The organism is Picosynechococcus sp. NKBG042902, from assembly GCF_963864045.1.
In the GTDB taxonomy this organism is placed as follows: Bacteria; Cyanobacteriota; Cyanobacteriia; order Cyanobacteriales; family MRBY01; genus MRBY01.
Map to the genome: position 1 here is coordinate 53,100 of NZ_CAWLTV010000071.1, position 16,548 is coordinate 69,647.

16 protein-coding genes and 1 tRNA gene are annotated in these 16,548 nt (G+C 50.0%); 8 read left to right on the top strand and 9 right to left on the bottom strand.

The genetic code is table 11. The features are described from left to right. Nucleotides 1–59 precede the first annotated feature (59 nt). Entirely contained in the window at nt 60–764 is a 705-nt protein-coding gene (locus AACR41_RS09775; RefSeq protein WP_030006739.1) for a sirohydrochlorin chelatase, read from the top strand. Nucleotides 765–1,011: 247 nt separating this feature from the next. Further along, a complete protein-coding gene (gene psbV / locus AACR41_RS09780) occupies nt 1,012–1,524 on the top strand; it encodes a photosystem II cytochrome c-550 (protein WP_012305751.1) in 513 nt (170 codons plus the stop codon). A 210-nt stretch (nt 1,525–1,734) separates the two neighbouring features. Here the strand turns inward: psbV and AACR41_RS09785 are convergent, their stop codons facing one another. Both AACR41_RS09785 and AACR41_RS09790 read right to left on the bottom strand, forming a co-directional pair. Continuing rightward, entirely contained in the window at nt 1,735–3,045 is a 1,311-nt protein-coding gene (locus AACR41_RS09785) for a dihydrolipoamide acetyltransferase family protein (RefSeq protein ID WP_030006740.1), read from the bottom strand. 56 nt (nt 3,046–3,101) lie between these two features. Continuing rightward, nucleotides 3,102–3,680 carry a peroxiredoxin gene (locus tag AACR41_RS09790; protein ID WP_030006741.1) on the bottom strand — a complete coding sequence of 193 codons (579 nt, stop codon included), beginning with the start codon at nt 3,678–3,680 and terminating at the stop codon, nt 3,102–3,104. A 70-nt stretch (nt 3,681–3,750) separates the two neighbouring features. Here AACR41_RS09790 and AACR41_RS09795 point away from each other — a divergent pair, with 70 nt between their 5' ends. Both AACR41_RS09795 and AACR41_RS09800 read left to right on the top strand, forming a co-directional pair. Beyond that, nucleotides 3,751–4,623 (top strand): S-methyl-5'-thioadenosine phosphorylase, encoded by an 873-nt coding sequence (locus AACR41_RS09795; protein ID WP_030006742.1) that lies wholly within the window; start codon nt 3,751–3,753, stop codon nt 4,621–4,623. Between the two features lie 250 nt (nt 4,624–4,873). Then, a complete protein-coding gene (locus AACR41_RS09800) occupies nt 4,874–5,218 on the top strand; it encodes a hypothetical protein (protein WP_030006743.1) in 345 nt (114 codons plus the stop codon). A 131-nt stretch (nt 5,219–5,349) separates the two neighbouring features. Here AACR41_RS09800 and AACR41_RS09805 read toward each other — a convergent pair whose 3' ends face one another. After that, nucleotides 5,350–6,366 (bottom strand): type I glyceraldehyde-3-phosphate dehydrogenase, encoded by a 1,017-nt coding sequence (locus AACR41_RS09805; RefSeq protein WP_012305745.1) that lies wholly within the window; start codon nt 6,364–6,366, stop codon nt 5,350–5,352. Nucleotides 6,367–6,667: 301 nt separating this feature from the next. Between AACR41_RS09805 and murC the strand changes: the two genes are divergently transcribed. From murC to AACR41_RS09820, 3 genes are all read left to right on the top strand, one after another. Then, complete coding sequence (gene murC, locus AACR41_RS09810; RefSeq protein WP_030006744.1) at nt 6,668–8,134, top strand: UDP-N-acetylmuramate--L-alanine ligase; 1,467 nt, start codon at nt 6,668–6,670, stop codon at nt 8,132–8,134. A gap of 39 nt (nt 8,135–8,173) precedes the next feature. Continuing rightward, the gene (gene murB / locus AACR41_RS09815) at nt 8,174–9,118 is read left to right on the top strand and encodes a UDP-N-acetylmuramate dehydrogenase (RefSeq protein ID WP_030006745.1); all 945 of its coding nucleotides are present in this window, start codon (nt 8,174–8,176) and stop codon (nt 9,116–9,118) included. Between the two features lie 127 nt (nt 9,119–9,245). Further along, nucleotides 9,246–9,578 carry a YbaB/EbfC family nucleoid-associated protein gene (locus tag AACR41_RS09820; RefSeq protein ID WP_012305742.1) on the top strand — a complete coding sequence of 111 codons (333 nt, stop codon included), beginning with the start codon at nt 9,246–9,248 and terminating at the stop codon, nt 9,576–9,578. 162 nt (nt 9,579–9,740) lie between these two features. Here AACR41_RS09820 and AACR41_RS09825 read toward each other — a convergent pair whose 3' ends face one another. From AACR41_RS09825 to AACR41_RS09850, 6 genes are all read right to left on the bottom strand, one after another. Then, entirely contained in the window at nt 9,741–11,747 is a 2,007-nt protein-coding gene (locus AACR41_RS09825) for a caspase family protein (RefSeq protein WP_030006746.1), read from the bottom strand. A gap of 133 nt (nt 11,748–11,880) precedes the next feature. Next, nucleotides 11,881–11,954, bottom strand: a tRNA-Asp gene (locus tag AACR41_RS09830). 135 nt (nt 11,955–12,089) lie between these two features. Continuing rightward, nucleotides 12,090–12,827 carry an isoprenyl transferase gene (locus AACR41_RS09835; protein WP_012305739.1) on the bottom strand — a complete coding sequence of 246 codons (738 nt, stop codon included), beginning with the start codon at nt 12,825–12,827 and terminating at the stop codon, nt 12,090–12,092. Between the two features lie 15 nt (nt 12,828–12,842). Continuing rightward, the gene (cdaA, locus tag AACR41_RS09840) at nt 12,843–13,724 is read right to left on the bottom strand and encodes a diadenylate cyclase CdaA (protein ID WP_012305738.1); all 882 of its coding nucleotides are present in this window, start codon (nt 13,722–13,724) and stop codon (nt 12,843–12,845) included. A gap of 161 nt (nt 13,725–13,885) precedes the next feature. Beyond that, nucleotides 13,886–15,274, bottom strand: coding sequence for a diaminopimelate decarboxylase (gene lysA, locus AACR41_RS09845; RefSeq protein ID WP_030006748.1), 1,389 nt, complete (start codon nt 15,272–15,274; stop codon nt 13,886–13,888). A 97-nt stretch (nt 15,275–15,371) separates the two neighbouring features. Further along, entirely contained in the window at nt 15,372–15,701 is a 330-nt protein-coding gene (locus AACR41_RS09850; protein ID WP_030006749.1) for a hypothetical protein, read from the bottom strand. A 223-nt stretch (nt 15,702–15,924) separates the two neighbouring features. Between AACR41_RS09850 and rimI the strand changes: the two genes are divergently transcribed. Then, nucleotides 15,925–16,479, top strand: coding sequence for a ribosomal protein S18-alanine N-acetyltransferase (rimI, locus tag AACR41_RS09855; RefSeq protein WP_030006750.1), 555 nt, complete (start codon nt 15,925–15,927; stop codon nt 16,477–16,479). The last annotated feature ends 69 nt before the right edge of the window (nt 16,480–16,548 follow it).

A 16,548-nucleotide genomic window follows, 5' to 3' on the forward strand; every position in this document is an offset into this window, starting at 1 on the left:
ATTTGGCGCTAACTTTTCTATAATCACCAAACAGAAACAATAGACGGGACAAAAAATTCATGCAGCGGTTATCGGTGGTGGTCGTCCATGGCAGTTTTAGTGACAGTTACCAGCAGGAATTTCAAACTCTGATGACCCAGGTGAAAGCCCAGGTAGATCATCCGGTGCTTGGGGCCTATTTAGAATGTAGCGAGGTGCCCCTAACGACGGCGATCGCCCAGTTCCTCCGGGATCACGTCCCAGAACCCGCTGAAGTGCAAATTCTGCCTCTATTTCTCTTGCCCGGTGTCCATGTCCGGGAAGATCTCCCAGAGGCGATCGCCCAACTGCAGGCCCAATTTCTCCAAGTAAAGTTTCAACAACTCGATTACCTCGGTAAAGATGCCCGCCTTGCCCCGTTCCTAGAGCGACAGTTTGCCGAAAATTCTACGGCCCAACGTATTTTGATTGCCCATGGTAGCCGTCGCACCGGCGCGAATCCCGAAATCGAAAAGCTCGCCCAGGCCCTCAACGCCAGTACCGCCTACTGGGCCACAGAACCCTCTTTAGACCAAAAACTTGCACAGCTCCAAAAGACGACCGCAACAACGATTCACTTGGTTCCCTATTTTCTTTTTTCTGGCAAAATCCCAAAGGCGATCGCCGCCCAGATGAAAACCTTCGCCCAGGCCAACCCCACCATGACAATTCAGCTTGGTCAACCCTTTGGTACCGATCCCCAATGTGCAGCGGCGATCGCCCAAATTCTCCAGAGTGGATCCTGAAAAAGCGACAAAACACAGCGCGAAATATTGCTGTTCTTTACGGATTTATAAGAAAAATTCACCCCAATGGCATGATATGTATGGTTAGTTGCCCTGGCTGACTGGTGCCGTTGGCAACGCAAATTTAAATAAACAAAGATAAGCACATTTACTTACAGCCTTGATAAATTCTTGCCTGTAGGTCTGCCTTCACAGTTAAATAGGTGGAGATAGATTTATTTACGTTATTGCTGTATTGAGGAAAAACATGAATAAAATTCTGGGGATCGACCCACTCAAAAAATTTATTTTCGGGATTAGCGCATTCGTTTTACTATTTTGGCAACTCAATGTCGGCGCTGCCAATGCCACCGCCCTCCGGGAAGTAGACCGCACCGTCAACCTCAATGAAACCGAAACGGTCGTCCTCAGTGACCAGCAGGTTGCCAAAGGAGAGCGGATCTTTATCAACACCTGTTCCACCTGCCACAACAGCGGCCGGACAAAGAGCAACCCCAACGTAACCCTTTCTCTAGTCGATCTAGAAGGGGCAGAACCCCGCCGCGATAATATCCTGGCCATGGTGGACTATCTCAAAAATCCCACCTCCTACGATGGTGAATTAGACCTATCTCAGTTACACCCCAATACCGTCCGTGCCGATATCTGGAGTAGCATGCGTAACCTCAACGAAGAGGATCTGCAAAATGTTTCCGGTTATGTCCTCGTTCAAGCCCAGGTGCGTGGTGTTGCTTGGGGTGGTGGTAAAACCGTTAACTAAAACACGATTGATCGACTTTATTTAAATCGTCTTTTTTATCTAAAATTCGCAAAATGAAGTACCGAAGACAACCTCATTATGGTTGTCTTTTTTATTGTCCTCTAAAAGCGGTCATTGACTTTTGCAATAAAAAAACTCCCCAGACCGGGGAGCCATAGATCATGTTTTATTGCGTATTTGAGGAAAATCCCAAGGAGCAACGAGATGAACCTAAAGGGTCAGACTGTGCGTGTTATTTTCAATCAAGTCGGCTAGATCCTTAAGGAATGCCGCTGCATCGGCACCATAAATAATGCGGTGGTCGCAAGTGATATTGACGGTCATTTGTTTTTTCACACCAAACAAACCATCGGGCGTCGCAACGACTTTAGGTTGAGCACCCCCAATCGCCAAAATAGAACCTTGACCAGGGGGCAAAATCGCATCAAAACTGCTGACCCCAAACATCCCTAGGTTAGAGAGGGTAAAGGTGCCAGTGCTGTACTCATCGGGCTGCAGTTGCTTGAGGCGCGCCCGGTCTACCAAATCTTTCCACTTGCGGGAAAGGGAATAGATATCCATTTGATCGGCATTTTGCAGCACAGGGGTAATTAGGCCGCCATCGGGCATCGCAACGGCCACCGCCACATTAATACCACTGCTGTATTGGATCGCATTATCCCCAAAGCTGGCATTAACTACTGGATGTTTCTGGAGGGTCACAGCCACGGCCTTCGCCAATAGACCTGTCATGGTGACGCCCTTACTCTTAATTTGCTTGTAGAGGGCATCTAGGGCGTCGGTCGTGATGTCATAGGACACATGGAAGGTGGGCACATTCAGGCTGGCATTCATATTCCGCACAACCGCCTGTTGCAACGTATTCAGCGGGACAACTTCACCAGGAGTAACAGCGACGGGAGCTGGCGCTGGGGCGGCAGGCTTACTGGTTGTCGGCGCTGGAGTTGATACGGCAGCAGGGGCAATAGTAGGTGCTTTACCAGCGGCTTTTTCGACATCTTCGGCGACAATTCGACCGTGGGGGCCAGAACCAGGCACTGTTTTAAGATCAACACCAAATTCTTTGGCGAGTTTTTTCGCCCTCGGAGAAGCAATAATTCTGCCATCGTTGACCACTGGTGCGGGGGTCGGGGTTGCAGGTGTAGGCGCCGGGGCTGCCACAACGGGAGCCGGTTCTGGACTAGGTGCCGCAGGGGCGGATGCAGGCGCAGGATTAGCGGCAGGAGCACTACTCCCCCCTTTCAGAGTCGCGGCTTTTTGTTTGGCCTCTGGAATTTCTACTTCGGTTTCAGCGATGAGGGCGATCGCCGAACCCACTGGTGCTTCTTCCCCCGCATCAACGATAATCGCTGCGAGAAACCCTTCATTAAAAGACTCAACGTCCATATCGGCTTTGTCAGATTCCACCACGACAACGGTTTCACCTTTAGCGACTTTATCTCCCGGGGACTTAGTCCAAGAGACGATTTTACCTTCGGTCATCGTAGAACTGAGGGCGGGCATGAAAATATCGTGAATCATGGAGGAATCTTCTTTTAAAACAACGGTGTGGACAAACTTTACAATCGTTGTCGATTTTAACCCATTGGGGGAAGCTGGGCTGAGGAATTTGCCATCAAGGAATCAAGGTCTGTGAGGACTTCTTGGCTATGGATCGCGGGATTTACTCCCAGATAAATTTTGCGCAAAATCCCTTCTGGATCAATGAGGTAGGTATGGCGCAGGGAATAGCCTGTCAAGTAGGAACCGTACTGCTTGCTCACATCCCCGGTACTATCGGCCAGGAGGGGAAACTTTAAGCCTTCGGCATCACAAAAAGCTTCGTGGGAATCGACATCGTCAACACTGACCCCCAGCACCTGCACATTACGTTCTAGGTATTTAGGGAGATCCTGTTGGAAACGGCGAGCTTCGAGGGTACAGCCAGGAGTGAAATCCTGAGGATAGAAGTAAAGTACGACCCATTGGCCCCGGTAGTCTTGGAGGGAGAATTCTTGAATTTCCCCCTCGCCGTCATTGCCCAAAAGCGTGAATTCGGGGGCGAGCTGGTTAAGTTCGGGTTGGGGGCCACCCAGGGCGATCGCCGCCTCACCGGGGAACCACATAAAGGCGATCGCCACCACAGTAATGAGAATCGTCCGAAAAAATTGCAACATGGAATTTCAAGCTGGTTTTGATACAAGATAATGTTGTAGCAAATCAAGGCAAATCTAACAGCGAGTCACCATGGCAGACATTAAAATTGGCATCATCGGCGGTAGCGGTCTCTACAAAATGGACGCCCTCCAAGACATCGAAGAAATTACCGTTGAAACCCCCTTTGGTGCCCCTAGCGATCGCCTCATCAGCGGCACCCTCGACGGCACCCCTGTTGTCTTCCTCCCCCGCCATGGCCGCCATCACCATCTCCTCCCCACAGAGCTTCCATTTCAAGCGAATATCTACGCCCTCAAATCCCTCGGCGTTGCATACATTATTTCTGCCTCGGCTGTGGGTTCTCTCCAGGGTCATATCAAACCCGTGGACATGGTCATTCCCGATCAATTTATTGACCGCACCCGTCACCGCACTGACACCTTTTTTGGAGACGGGATCGTCGCCCACATTGCCTTTGGTGATCCTATTTGTCCTCAGTTGGCGAAGATTCTCGGTGATGCAGTGGCATCCTTAAACTTAGAAGGCGTTGATCTCCATCAGGGCGGCACCTATGTTTGCATGGAAGGCCCGGCCTTTTCTACCAAAGCCGAATCCAATCTTTACCGCGGTTGGGACGCCAGCATCATTGGCATGACCAACCTCCAGGAAGCAAAACTGGCCCGGGAAGCAGAAATCGCCTATGCAACCCTCGCCCTCGTGACCGATTACGACTGTTGGCACCCCGACCATGACAGTGTCACCGTTGAAATGGTCATTGGCAATCTCCACAAAAATGCCACCAATGCCCAAAAAGTGATCCGGGCTGTCGTCGAAAAACTAGCGGCAAATCCTCCTCAATCCCCTGCCCATGATGCCCTTAAATATGCGATTCTCACTCCCCTCGACCAAGTCCCAGCTAGCACCAAGGAGAAACTGGCTTTATTGCTCAACAAATACTTGTAAATCAGTCCACAATTAGCACTCTCCTCTAGAAACTGCTAAATATTGCAAAAAGTTTGCAGATAACCCTTTTAGGGGGGATTTTCCTTAAACTAGATCAGTAACAGTCCCTATACCTCAACCATAGGGACGAGCGCTCTCCCTCCCACTGTCCTATCCTGTGGCGATCGCCTCTAATGTACGGGACAGTCCTAGCCTGAGGATGCTGTGGACTGACTTTTCCCCTGGTTACGCGTTTGGAGTGTGCAAAAAAATGACTTACGCTTTCGATCTGCTTGGGGTGACCCCCCTGCTTACTTTTTTTAACTACCAACAGCAATACGAACTAGACCCCCAGCGTCCCAAAGCCTATCTCGCTGCCCATCGTTGTACTTTAGATAGCTTTATCCAGGCCCTAGACACCATTCCCAAAAAGCCCCATTGGAATTGGGACGAGGTCGTCGAAACCATGGTTCACTTTTGGCTCAAACAAGAAGCGGTGGTACGCCGTTGTGAACAGGAATTACCCGATACTCCCCAAGAACCCTATCTGGTGGTGGCCCGCATTGCCAATCTTCAGGCCCTACGCCATGAATTTGAAAACTTATTCGAAGTTTAGTTAGCAAAAAAAGAGGTGGTTGCGTACCACCTTTTTTCCTATTGACTTGTAACTTGCCCTACCTGACTAAATATCAAATCCCAGTTCAACATCAATGTCAGATCAGACATGGCGCATATCGTTTTGGAAAATTACCCTTGCCAGTTTTGAGCAACGATTTCTGCGAGGTCAACAACCCGTTGAGAATAACCCCACTCGTTGTCGTACCAAGCCACAACTTTAATTAGGTCACCGTCCATGGCGAGGGTGAGGCTACCGTCAATGGTGGAAGAAACATCAGTTCCCCGGAAGTCACAGGAGACGAGGGGTTCTTCGGTGTAAGCCAAAATCCCTTTCATGTAGGTTTCAGAAGCTTCTTTCAGAACTTGGTTAACTTCCTCAGCAATGGTGGGCTTCGCTACTTGGGCAACCAGGTCAACTACGGAGACGTTGGGGGTCGGTACCCGCATGGCGATGCCGTTGAGCTTACCCTTCATTTCGGGAATAACTAAGGCAACGGCTTTAGCTGCGCCAGTAGAAGTCGGCACAATATTTTCTGCGGCTGCCCGCGCCCGACGGAGATCCCGGTGGCTATTGTCGAGAATACGTTGGTCGCCAGTGTAACTGTGGACGGTGGTCATCGTCCCTTTGACGATCCCAAAACGATCATTGAGTACTTTAACAATGGGGGCGAGGCAGTTGGTTGTACAGCTGGCATTACTGATGACATTTTGTTTGTCGTGGCCATACTGATCGGCGTTTACACCAACTACATAGGTGCCGATATGGCCGCCTTTACCAGGGGCTGTGATCAATACTTTTTGTGCACCAGCTGTAATGTGCTTAGAAGATCCTTCTTCGGTGTTGAATACACCGGTAGATTCGATCACCAAATCGACGCCCCACTCTTTCCAAGGGAGGTTGAGGGGGTTTCTGTCGGAACAGCATTTGATTACGTTGCCGTTGACAGTCAGAGAGTTGGCGTCATAATCGATTTCGCCATCAAATTTACCCAGCATCGTGTCATAACGAAGCATGTGGGCATTACTTTTGGTATCGGTGGTCGCATTGATCCCAACGACTTGGAGTTGGCTGTTTTCGCGACCAGCCCAACATCTCAAGAAGTTGCGTCCAATACGTCCAAATCCATTAATCGCTACTCTAATCACCGCGTCTTGCCCTCTATTAAAGATTAAATTGCAATAAAAGTTTTCATTTGATGACCCCAATCATATCAAAGACTGCACAATTCGATCCCCGAATTTCGGGAAACTGCCGAATTGATTTGGGAATTAAGACTTCGGTGCTACGCCTCTAGATCGATTGGCTAGACCCCAAAAGGCGATCGCCCCAAGGGATGTTTCTGCGGAATGATTTACTTGTAAATGTCCGGTAATATTGCATACTTAAATGTGTTCTGTTATCTATCGTTACCCATACCAGCGATAGAACGTGTGAGGGGAGGGATCTTTGAAAGCAGTAGATCTAAACGGAAAGCCATTCCATTTCATTGGCATTGGCGGGATTGGGATGTCTGCCCTTGCCTACGTCTTGGCCCAAAAAAAATTACCCGTCTCTGGCTCTGACCAACGCACCAGTCACATTACAGAACGCTTGGCGGCAGTGGGTGCCCATATTTTCAGTCAGCAAGTCAAAGAAAATTTACAGGCCTTTGGGGGGGAGTCCGATGCCATTGAACATCACAACGGTTTACCCCAGGTCATTTGCTCAACGGCCATTGGTCAAGAAAATCCAGAATTTCAAGCGGCACAGTCCCTAGGCTGTCATATTTTTCATCGGTCTGATGTTTTGTCTGCCCTCGTCGCCGAATATGACAGTGTGGCGGTAGGGGGAACCCACGGCAAAACAACAACCAGTAGTTTAATCGGCTATATTTTCCTGGTGGCCGGCGTTGACCCGACTATCATTGTCGGGGGCGAAGTGGATGCTTGGGATGGCAATGCTCGCCTCGGCCAGGGCAATTATTTGGTAGCTGAGGCAGATGAATCGGACGGTACCTTGGTAAAGCTCCGTCCCCAGTTAGGGGTTGTCACAAATATTGAATTGGATCACCCGGATCATTATCAATCGCTGGATCAGGTGGTAGAAATTTTTCAAACCTTTGCCCAGCAGTGCGATCGCCTGATTGCCTGCGTGGACTGTCCCACCATCGCCACGGGGGTCGTGCCCTATCAGGTGGGCTATGGGTTACAGAATCTTGAACAAGCTGATTATTGGGCGACGGATATTCACTACGGTGCCACTTCGACCCGGGCAACCATTTGGGAACGGGGCGATCGCCTCGGAGAAATTAATCTAGCCCTACTGGGTGCCCACAACCTGAGCAATGCCCTGGGGGCGATCGCCGCCGCCCGGTGCTGTGGTGTGCCCTTTGAGCCCATTGCCGAGGCTTTAGCTTCCTTTCAAGGGGCAAAGCGACGGTTTGAAATTCGCGGTCAATACCAGGGCATTACCCTCATTGATGACTACGCCCACCACCCCAGTGAAATTGAAGTGACTCTCCAGGCTGCTCGGCTCCGGGCTGGTCAAGGGCGGCGCGTTGTGGCAATCTTTCAACCCCATCGGTACAGCCGTACCCAAGCTTTCTTTGATGAATTTGCAAAAGCTTTCAAAAACGCAGATGTGACCATAATTACTGATATTTATAGCGCAGGGGAGAAAAATGTAGATAACCTTACAGGTGAAGCCCTACAGCAGGCGATCGCCCATCAACAAGATGGTGACGTTGCCTATTACCCAGACCTCCAAAGCCTACCCACATGGTTAGCACCGCAACTGCAAACGGGGGATCTGGTACTGTTTCTGGGAGCCGGGAATCTCAACCAAACTATCCCAAGCCTCTTGGCTCAACTGTCTGCCAATGGCGACCCTGCGCTGCCCCAAGCGCCGTTGACCCAATGTTCTGCCCCAGACTAAGCGCTTTTGACCTTTGCCCCCTAGACCCGGAAATACGCTATGGTTTGCTCCCCCTCCCGTTCCCAGATTGCTGCTCCTGCGACAACCCTAGGTGACGGCACTAGCCTGATTCAAGCCCAAGTTCCCTTGGCTCACTACACCTCCTTTCGGGTTGGGGGACAGGCAGAATTTTATGCAGAACCCAGCAATCTGACAGAAACAGAAGCTTGTTTTGAATGGTATCTCAAGCATTTATCGGGATTTCCCCTCACTATTCTGGGGGCCGGTTCTAACCTTTTGATTAGTGATAAAGGCATTCCTGGCCTCACCATCAACACAAAAAAATTGCGCTATTACCATGCCCAAGAAGACGACGGTATTCTCGTAGCCAGTGCGGGGGAACCCATTGCTCGCCTTGCTTGGAATGCAGCGAAACGGGGTTGGAAAGGTTTGGAGTGGGCCGTGGGCATTCCGGGGAGTGTTGGTGGGAGTGTGGTGATGAATGCCGGCGCTCACCAGGGTTGTGTTGCCGATCAGTTGTTGTGGCTCAAGGTGCTTGATCCCGACGGGACAATCCATCAACTCCAACCGACGGATCTCGATTACCGTTACCGCACGTCTAATCTCCAAGGGAGCGATCGCCTGGTGCTCGAAGCGGCTTTTCAACTAGAACCCGGTTTTGATAAAGCAGCGGTACGGGCGGAAACCAATCGGAATCTTCGGATGCGCAAATCCACCCAGCCTTACCATTTACCCAGTTGTGGCAGTGTTTTCCGCAATCCCTATCCCCAAGCGGCGGGCCATTTAATTGAACAAACAGGATTGAAAGGGTATCAAATTGGCGGAGCCCAGGTGGCCGAACGCCATGCTAATTTTATTGTCAATTGTGGTGGGGCGAAGGCCATGGACATTTTTCAGCTAATTCAACACGTCCAAGCCCAGGTGGAGCAGAGCTGGCAGGTTTTACTCAAACCCGAAGTGAAAATTCTGGGGGATTTTTCCTAGGCCCCGGCAGAAACTCCCCTGAAAACGTCAAATGGTGCCGGGAGATATTAAGATAGGTTACGGATTAGATGCCCTAGGGGTCTAATCTAGACGAGACAATCACGAACATTATTATTTTGTAAAGACTATGCCACAAGGATTTGGACTCGGGAAAATGAAAGAGCTGGCCGCCGCATTCCAGCAAGCCCAAAAGGTACAGGAAGGGGCGAAAAAACTCCAAGAAGAACTCGAAGCGATGGACATTGAAGGTACCAATGCCGACGGTTCTGTAAAAGTGATTCTCAGCGGCAACCAGGAACCGCGGGGCGTAGAAATTTCCCCAGAGGCGATCGCCAAGGGCGCAGAGGAACTTTCGGCTGCCGTTTCTGAAGCACTGACCGATGCCTATACCAAATCCACCGAAACCATGCGCACCCGGATGGAAGAGCTAACCAGTGGCCTCAACCTCCCCGGCCTTTAATTCAAAATAAAAATCATTCATCTGGTGAGTTTGGGCTGCGGAAAATACTCACACCAAGACCCAATCCTTCAACTTAAAAAACAATAATTTTTGACCCCAGGGTTTTGTCTTGGGGTTTTTTATTGTTTGATTTGATTTTTTTAATTATGCCAAGCGCTAAGATTAGGATGACGCCTCCGTTTCCACAACGGTGTAGGTAAAGCGCAAACCCGCCCACTGGGTCGTGGAAAAAACATAATTTTCTTTATTGGGTTCTGTGCCTTCTGGGGGAACCGCTTGCAAATCGCTGAGGAGGCCTTGGATAAGGGGCAGGGATTTTTCTAGCTTCTGGGGAATGGTCTCTAAATCCCCAAAAAGTTGGGTGGCCTGGTCTTGGAAATTTTCAAAGGGGCGATCGCCAATGACCCAATAAATTGTCCACACTCCCAAGGGACGTAGCGCCGTCAATTCTAGGGGACTGGTTGCGGTTTCTGGGGGGATCTTGAGACCTTCTTTGGCGGTCAGGAGCAGTAATTCTTGTTTCGGGCTTTGGGCAAAACCTAGACAAAATAGAGGTTGTGTCCCCGTATTTTCCAACTGATATTGCCCCTTTTCTCCCACCGTAAACGTCGGTTGAGGATTAGGATTGCTCTTCGACTGCCCCAGGCTAAAGGGTGTTGTTTTTGCCGTCAGCAGGGTCGAAAAACGATCCAAACGCTGGACCGTTACTTTCAAAGGTAGTTGGGTGCTGGTTTCATTGACCAACAACCGGAGCCATTTTAAGGCTAATAATTGTTCTAGGCGGGGTAGAAGTCGATTGACTGAAGATTTGATCGCTTCGTTGGTATCGCTGGCTGGCACCACACCGGGGACAATTTTGCCAGGGACAGTGGTCAATTGATAGGCTTCATCAAAAACATAATCTACCCAATCTTGGGGGTTACTGACGCTGGCGATGTTGGTCAGACTTGCAAAAGCACTGGTGGCATCCACCCGTTCGATGCGACTGAGATCCTCAGCCAGGGCAATTTTTAAAGCGAGGTTGCGGGGCAGATGGCGTTTCGTTTCTTGGATTGCTGTGCCAACGGTGACATTCGGCGTAGAAGATTTCCCTTGGCCGAAAACCCCTGCTTTGCCGCTGAGTTGGAGAATCGGCGCTGTTTCGGTACGAATTGTCAATTCACTACCGGGGGCGATCGCCTGCAAAATTTCCGGTTCAAAGCCCCCCAAATAGACTTCTAACCCCGTGGGATTTTGGCTAAAAATCTGACCCGTCGCTGGCAGCGTATCGCTGGGGAGGGTGCCATAGAGGGGCGCGGTCTTAGTACCCAAAAAGGTCATTGTTGCCGGTTGCGTCTCATCCTTGGGTAAACGCACAGTAAGGTTCGTCTGGGCCGTAGTGACGGTGACCATCGGGTCATAGGCGGAGAGATATTGCCCAAGGGCCGCCGTAAATAGTCCCGTCATCACACCATTAATTTGCACTTCTGGGGTAATGCCCTCGGTGGCAGCCCACAGTTGAATCAAAGCTGATCGCCCCAACGCAAAACTAGAATTTGATTTGACAGTGGTGGTTTCGGGGGCAACAACGGGGGCGATCGCCGTTTCATCCGGATAAGTGCGGGGTCGCCAATAGGGGGCCGGAGGTCGGGAGCCAGGATCAAAACTGGTATCCAAGACGAGAATTCCTTGGGCCGGATTGAGATCTTGGATTAAGGCTTGGAAGGTGCTCAGGGCGATCGCCTCAGGGCCAGATTTCCCCGGGAGCACCAGGGCTGGTATTGGTTCTGGATCCGTTGGGTCTGTGACTAAGCGAGTACCATAGCCGCTGAAATGCACAAAAACCAGATCCTCCGGTTTCACTTTTGTCTTCAGGTCTGTTTGAAACGTTGTAAAAATACCGCTGCCACTGGCTTGATCATTACGGAGAGTGACGATGTCCGTCGCCGCAAAACCAAAACGTGATTCCAGCAAATGTTTCTGGATTTTTAGATCCTGCTGACACCCCCCCAAATTAGGCCCTTGACCATATTGATCGATGCCGATGAGCAACGCGATCTTGCGACCCCGAAATTGACTGAGAGCCTGGGCAGATTGTTTGAGATCAGATGGCCGTAAAAACGAAGAAAACCCCAGGGCACCACAGGTCAACCCCAAAGCTTGTAAAAAATCACGCCGACGCCATGCCATCCTAGTTCACTGCCTTTGAAATTCTGATATCAGCCTACCAGTACATCACTATTCCTGGCTAGAGCTATTTACCGCATTGTGTTGCAATATCTGCATCCACACCCAAGGACGGATTATATTCTTCTTTACTGTACGGGACTGACGGGACTCGAACCCGCGACCTCCTGCGTGACAGGCAGGCATTCTAACCAGCTGAACTACAGTCCCAAGTGGTTTAGGTCACTTTTAATAATATAAAGTCAGAAATTGTATATGTCAACTCCTTGGCGCAATTTTTTTAAACAATACCCGAAGCCCAGCCTTAGATAACTGCATGACGATTTTATGACATTGTTCAGGGGATTAAACGGTGGCTTTACCGAAGCGACGTTCCCGTTGTTGAAAAGCCAAGAGGGCGCGGTGGAGTTCGGTTTTGTCAAAATCGGGCCAGAGGGTAGGGGTGACATAAATTTCGCTATAGGCCATTTGCCACAACAAAAAATTACTCAGGCGCATTTCACCGCTGGTGCGGATCAAGAGATCGGGATCAGGGATGCCGTGGGTATAAAGGTGATCGTTGATCAGGGTTTCGTTGATATCGCTGGGTCGCAGTTCCCCGGCAGCAACTTTGGTGGCGATCGCCCGACAGGCTTGGACTAATTCTTGGCGGCCGCCGTAGTTGGTGGCAACGGTAAATTGAATGCCATTATTGTGCTGGGTTTGAATGACGGAGCGTTGAATTTCCGCCTGGAGGGAATAGGGTAAGGAGGTCAGATCCCCCACAAAGCGAATTTGAATCCCTTTGGCCGCCCAAATTTTAATTTCTCGCCGCAGCACCTTTTCAAACAAGGTCATCAAAAATTCCACCTCGGTGGGGGGACGCCGCCAGTTTTCGGTGGAGAACGCATAGACCGTGAGGGCATGGATGCCCCAGTCCTGGCAGTAGGTGAGCATATTGCGGATTGTGTCTACCCCTTTTTGGTGACCCATAATTCTAGGTAAACCGCGCTGTTGGCCCCAACGACCATTCCCATCCATGATGACAGCGATGTGTTTGGGAAGCTTTTGGGGATCGAGGTCAGCGGGCAAAGGATGAACCATAGTTACAGTCAAAGGTTAATCTTTGTGGGTGAAAGGGAGATTCAGTTGCCGAAGAAACTTGAGTAAATCTTCCCCTTGAGATTTTAGCCGACGACCCAGGTCACCTAGGGACGGCGTTACAGATTCGCGATCGCCGGTGGTGAAATATTCCGAGAGCAGTTCTTTGAGTTCATTGCTGGTGAGGGGGCGATTCAGGTTCCCCCGGTCTGCGAGGGAAATGGAACCCGTTTCTTCGGAAACCACCACACAGACACAGTTTTCAGCTTGTTCTGTGATGCTGCGGGCGGCCAGGTGACGGGTGCCTAACTGACGGAAGCCGGATTTTTCGGACAAATGGAAGAAGACCTTTGCGGCCACCACCCGGGAGTCGCGGATCAAGATCGCGCCATCGTGGAGGGGATTTTTGTCGTAGAAAATCGATTGGAGCAGTTCCTTAGAGACCTCTGCATCGATGGGGACTCCGGGCTGGGCAATGCCTTTTTTATCGATGGGAATGGCAGTGGTTTCAATGAGAATTAGCGCTCCGGTACGGGATTGGGAGAGTTCTTTAACCGATTCAACAATCCGGTCGAGCACGGTATTTTCGGAGTTCGTATTCCGCGCCTCGACGGGCCGGAGCAATTCCATGATTTTACCTTGGCCTAATTTCTCTAATAGGCGCTTCAGTTGGGTTTGGTAGACTAGGGCGATCGCCACCGCAGAGATCAACAGTAATTTATCGAGGAGAGCCGCCGCATATTCAAATTGATATATTTCTGCTGCCTTATCAGCAATCATCAACAGCAAAAATCCCCGCATCACCCAGAGGGTTCGTCGGTCTCGAATGGCAAAAACCGCCACATACACTAAGAACAATGTCAGCGCAATATCCGCAATGTCAAACAGCCAATCTGGCATCCTCTATTACCGCTACTCCAGCACAACCAACAACTTGCCATCAGACTCTATCATGTCATGGCGGGGGTAACCTTGGGCAAAGAAAAACGGGGTCGGCGATCGCCTCAATGTGGCTACCCCATCTACCCCGTTCCCCAAAATGTTTAACCAATGAAAAGAGATCAGCCTTGACGTAGCCGCTCCGGTAAACAATCTTGACGCACTAAATCCTCCAAGGTTTCCCGACGGATAATCAGTTGGGCATCCCCTTCATTCACCAGTACGGCTGCCGGGCGACCGATGCGATTGTAATTCGAGGCCATACTGTAGTTATAGGCTCCCGTCGCCAGCACCACGAGGATATCCCCCGGTTGGGGCGTGGGCAGTTGGGCATCCTTGATCACCACATCCCCCGACTCACAATGTTTACCCGCTACCGTGACTGTTTCCTCGCAGGGGGCCGACAGGCGATTAGCAATGACCGCCCGGTACAGAGATTGGTAGGTAATCGGACGGGGATTATCAGACATGCCGCCATCCACAGAAACATAGGTACGAATTTCTGGTACAACCTTACGACTCCCAACGGTGTAAGCGGTAACACAGGCACTACCGACGAGAGAACGACCCGGCTCTACGATTAATTTCGGTAACGGAATCCCATGGCTCCGGCAGGCTGCTTCGAGGGACTGGGCAACATTTTGCGACCAGGCTTCAATGCTGGGAGGATCATCGGATTCGGTATAACGAATCCCTAAACCGCCGCCAAGGTTGAGAATTTCTGGGTTTAGGCCATAGTCAGCGGCTTTTTTGTACCAACCAGCGAGGACATCACCGAGATCTTTGTGGGGTTGTTGTTCAAAAATTTGCGACCCAATGTGGGCATGAAGACCAATACAGTTTAAAAATTCAGCCTGGCTCACCAGGGCAAAGGCTGCTTCAATTTGGTTCGGGTCAAAGCCAAATTTACTATCTAAATGCCCCGTCCGGATATATTCGTGGGTGTGGCACTCGATGCCGGGGGTGAGGCGCAAAATAATCTTGGCCGTTGTTTGGCGATCGCCCGTGAGTGCCTTGAGCAATTCCAACTCAAAGAAATTGTCAACAATGATCGTCACCCCTTGGTCGAGGGCAAAATTCAGTTCCTCGCGGGATTTGTTGTTGCCATGGAAGTAAATTTTTTGCGGGCTGACTCCAGCTTTGAGGGTTGTGTAGAGTTCTCCCCCAGAAACCACATCGAAGCCTAACCCTTCACTGTCAACAATGGCGCAGATGGCCATGCAGCTCCAGGCCTTAGATGCATAAATCACGAGGGATTCACCACCGTAATATTTTTGGAAACTGTCGCGGTATTGACGGCAGGTGGTTCTCAGGGTGTATTCATCGAGGATATATAACGGAGAACCATATTGCTTGACCAATTCAGTCACATCGCAGCCTCCCACCACTAAGTGATCCTGGCCATTTACGGTGCTGGTCAGGGGCATTAACGCTTGGTTGGGAGACAGGCCATCTGGATTTTGGGGCAAATATTGCCGACCTGTATTGTCAGTGGAGGCTGCGGTTAACATAAGCAATTACTTTGTGGTTATCTTTTACTAGATTCAATAGAATCATAGGTAAATAAGGATACCGAAAAAATAATCACCCTTGCTATGGAAATGGCAGCTATTTGTTGTCTAAATTTTCATTGGCATTGGTAACCGTCGTTTGATCACCATCTCGATTGGTTACCGTAGTTGTACTCTCACCGCTGCTCGAAGTATTGTTCACGCTATTACCACCGCCTTTACTGGCGCGAACACGAATGGTGCTGCCGTCATCGGTTTTGATGATAATTTCTGTGCCATTTCTGCCCTCAGACACGGTCATAGAGCCACCGTTAAATTCCTGAGCCACAGCATTATTGCTAAATCCCGCAAGAGAGGCACCACATAGAGCTGCAATTGCCATGCTTTTTAAAGTGATTGCTTTGAGAGTTGTGTTTTGTTTTTGCATCGTTTGTGCGTGAAATCTACTGCCATTGTACGGATGAATAAAAAACGGTTAAACAATTTTTATAAACTAATTGTCTTTGCTACCGAGAGAGGATGATGGATGATTATTTTCGGCGCCACCATGAACATGAAAATTTAATGACCTAACCTGGTGTCTTTCAATTTTTCTGCTGTTCGCATTTGATAAACTTTTCAAGTATTTTTATGAGTGAGTGGTGAGATTTGTGAGTGCAGTTGCTTTATCGGTGCAGCCTTTGACGGAACAAACACTGCCCCAGGCATTGGTTTTAGATCAATTATGTTTTGGTGGCCTTTGGTCTAAGGATGGTTATCTACGGGAACTAGAAAGTCCAAATAGTACCTTGCTGATTGTGCCGGCTCCCCATGATCCAAATAAATTATTGGGATTGGGTTGTCTCTGGGCGATTGTCGAAGAAGCTCACATTACGCTCATGGCCGTTCATCCGGAGGTGCAACGGCAGGGCTTGGGACAACTCATTTTGTTGGGTTTGCTCCGGGATGCTTGGTTACGGGGTTTAGAACGGGCGACCCTCGAAGTCAAAGAATCCAATCAGCGGGCGATCGCCCTTTACGAAAAATTTGGTTTTACCCTGGCCGGACGCCGTAAAGGGTACTACCAAGACACCGGAGAAGACGCCCTGATCATGTGGCGCAAGGGTTTAGATCAGCCCGAATTTACTGTCCAATTAGAAGCCTGGGGAGCGACCATTGCCCAACGACTCCAGCAAAACCACTGGTCTTGGTCTCTCGATACTTAGTAATGCCAAAGGTTATCTCTGTCCACAAAAAAACCCCCATCTCACCGAGAGACAGGGCACATTGCCTAG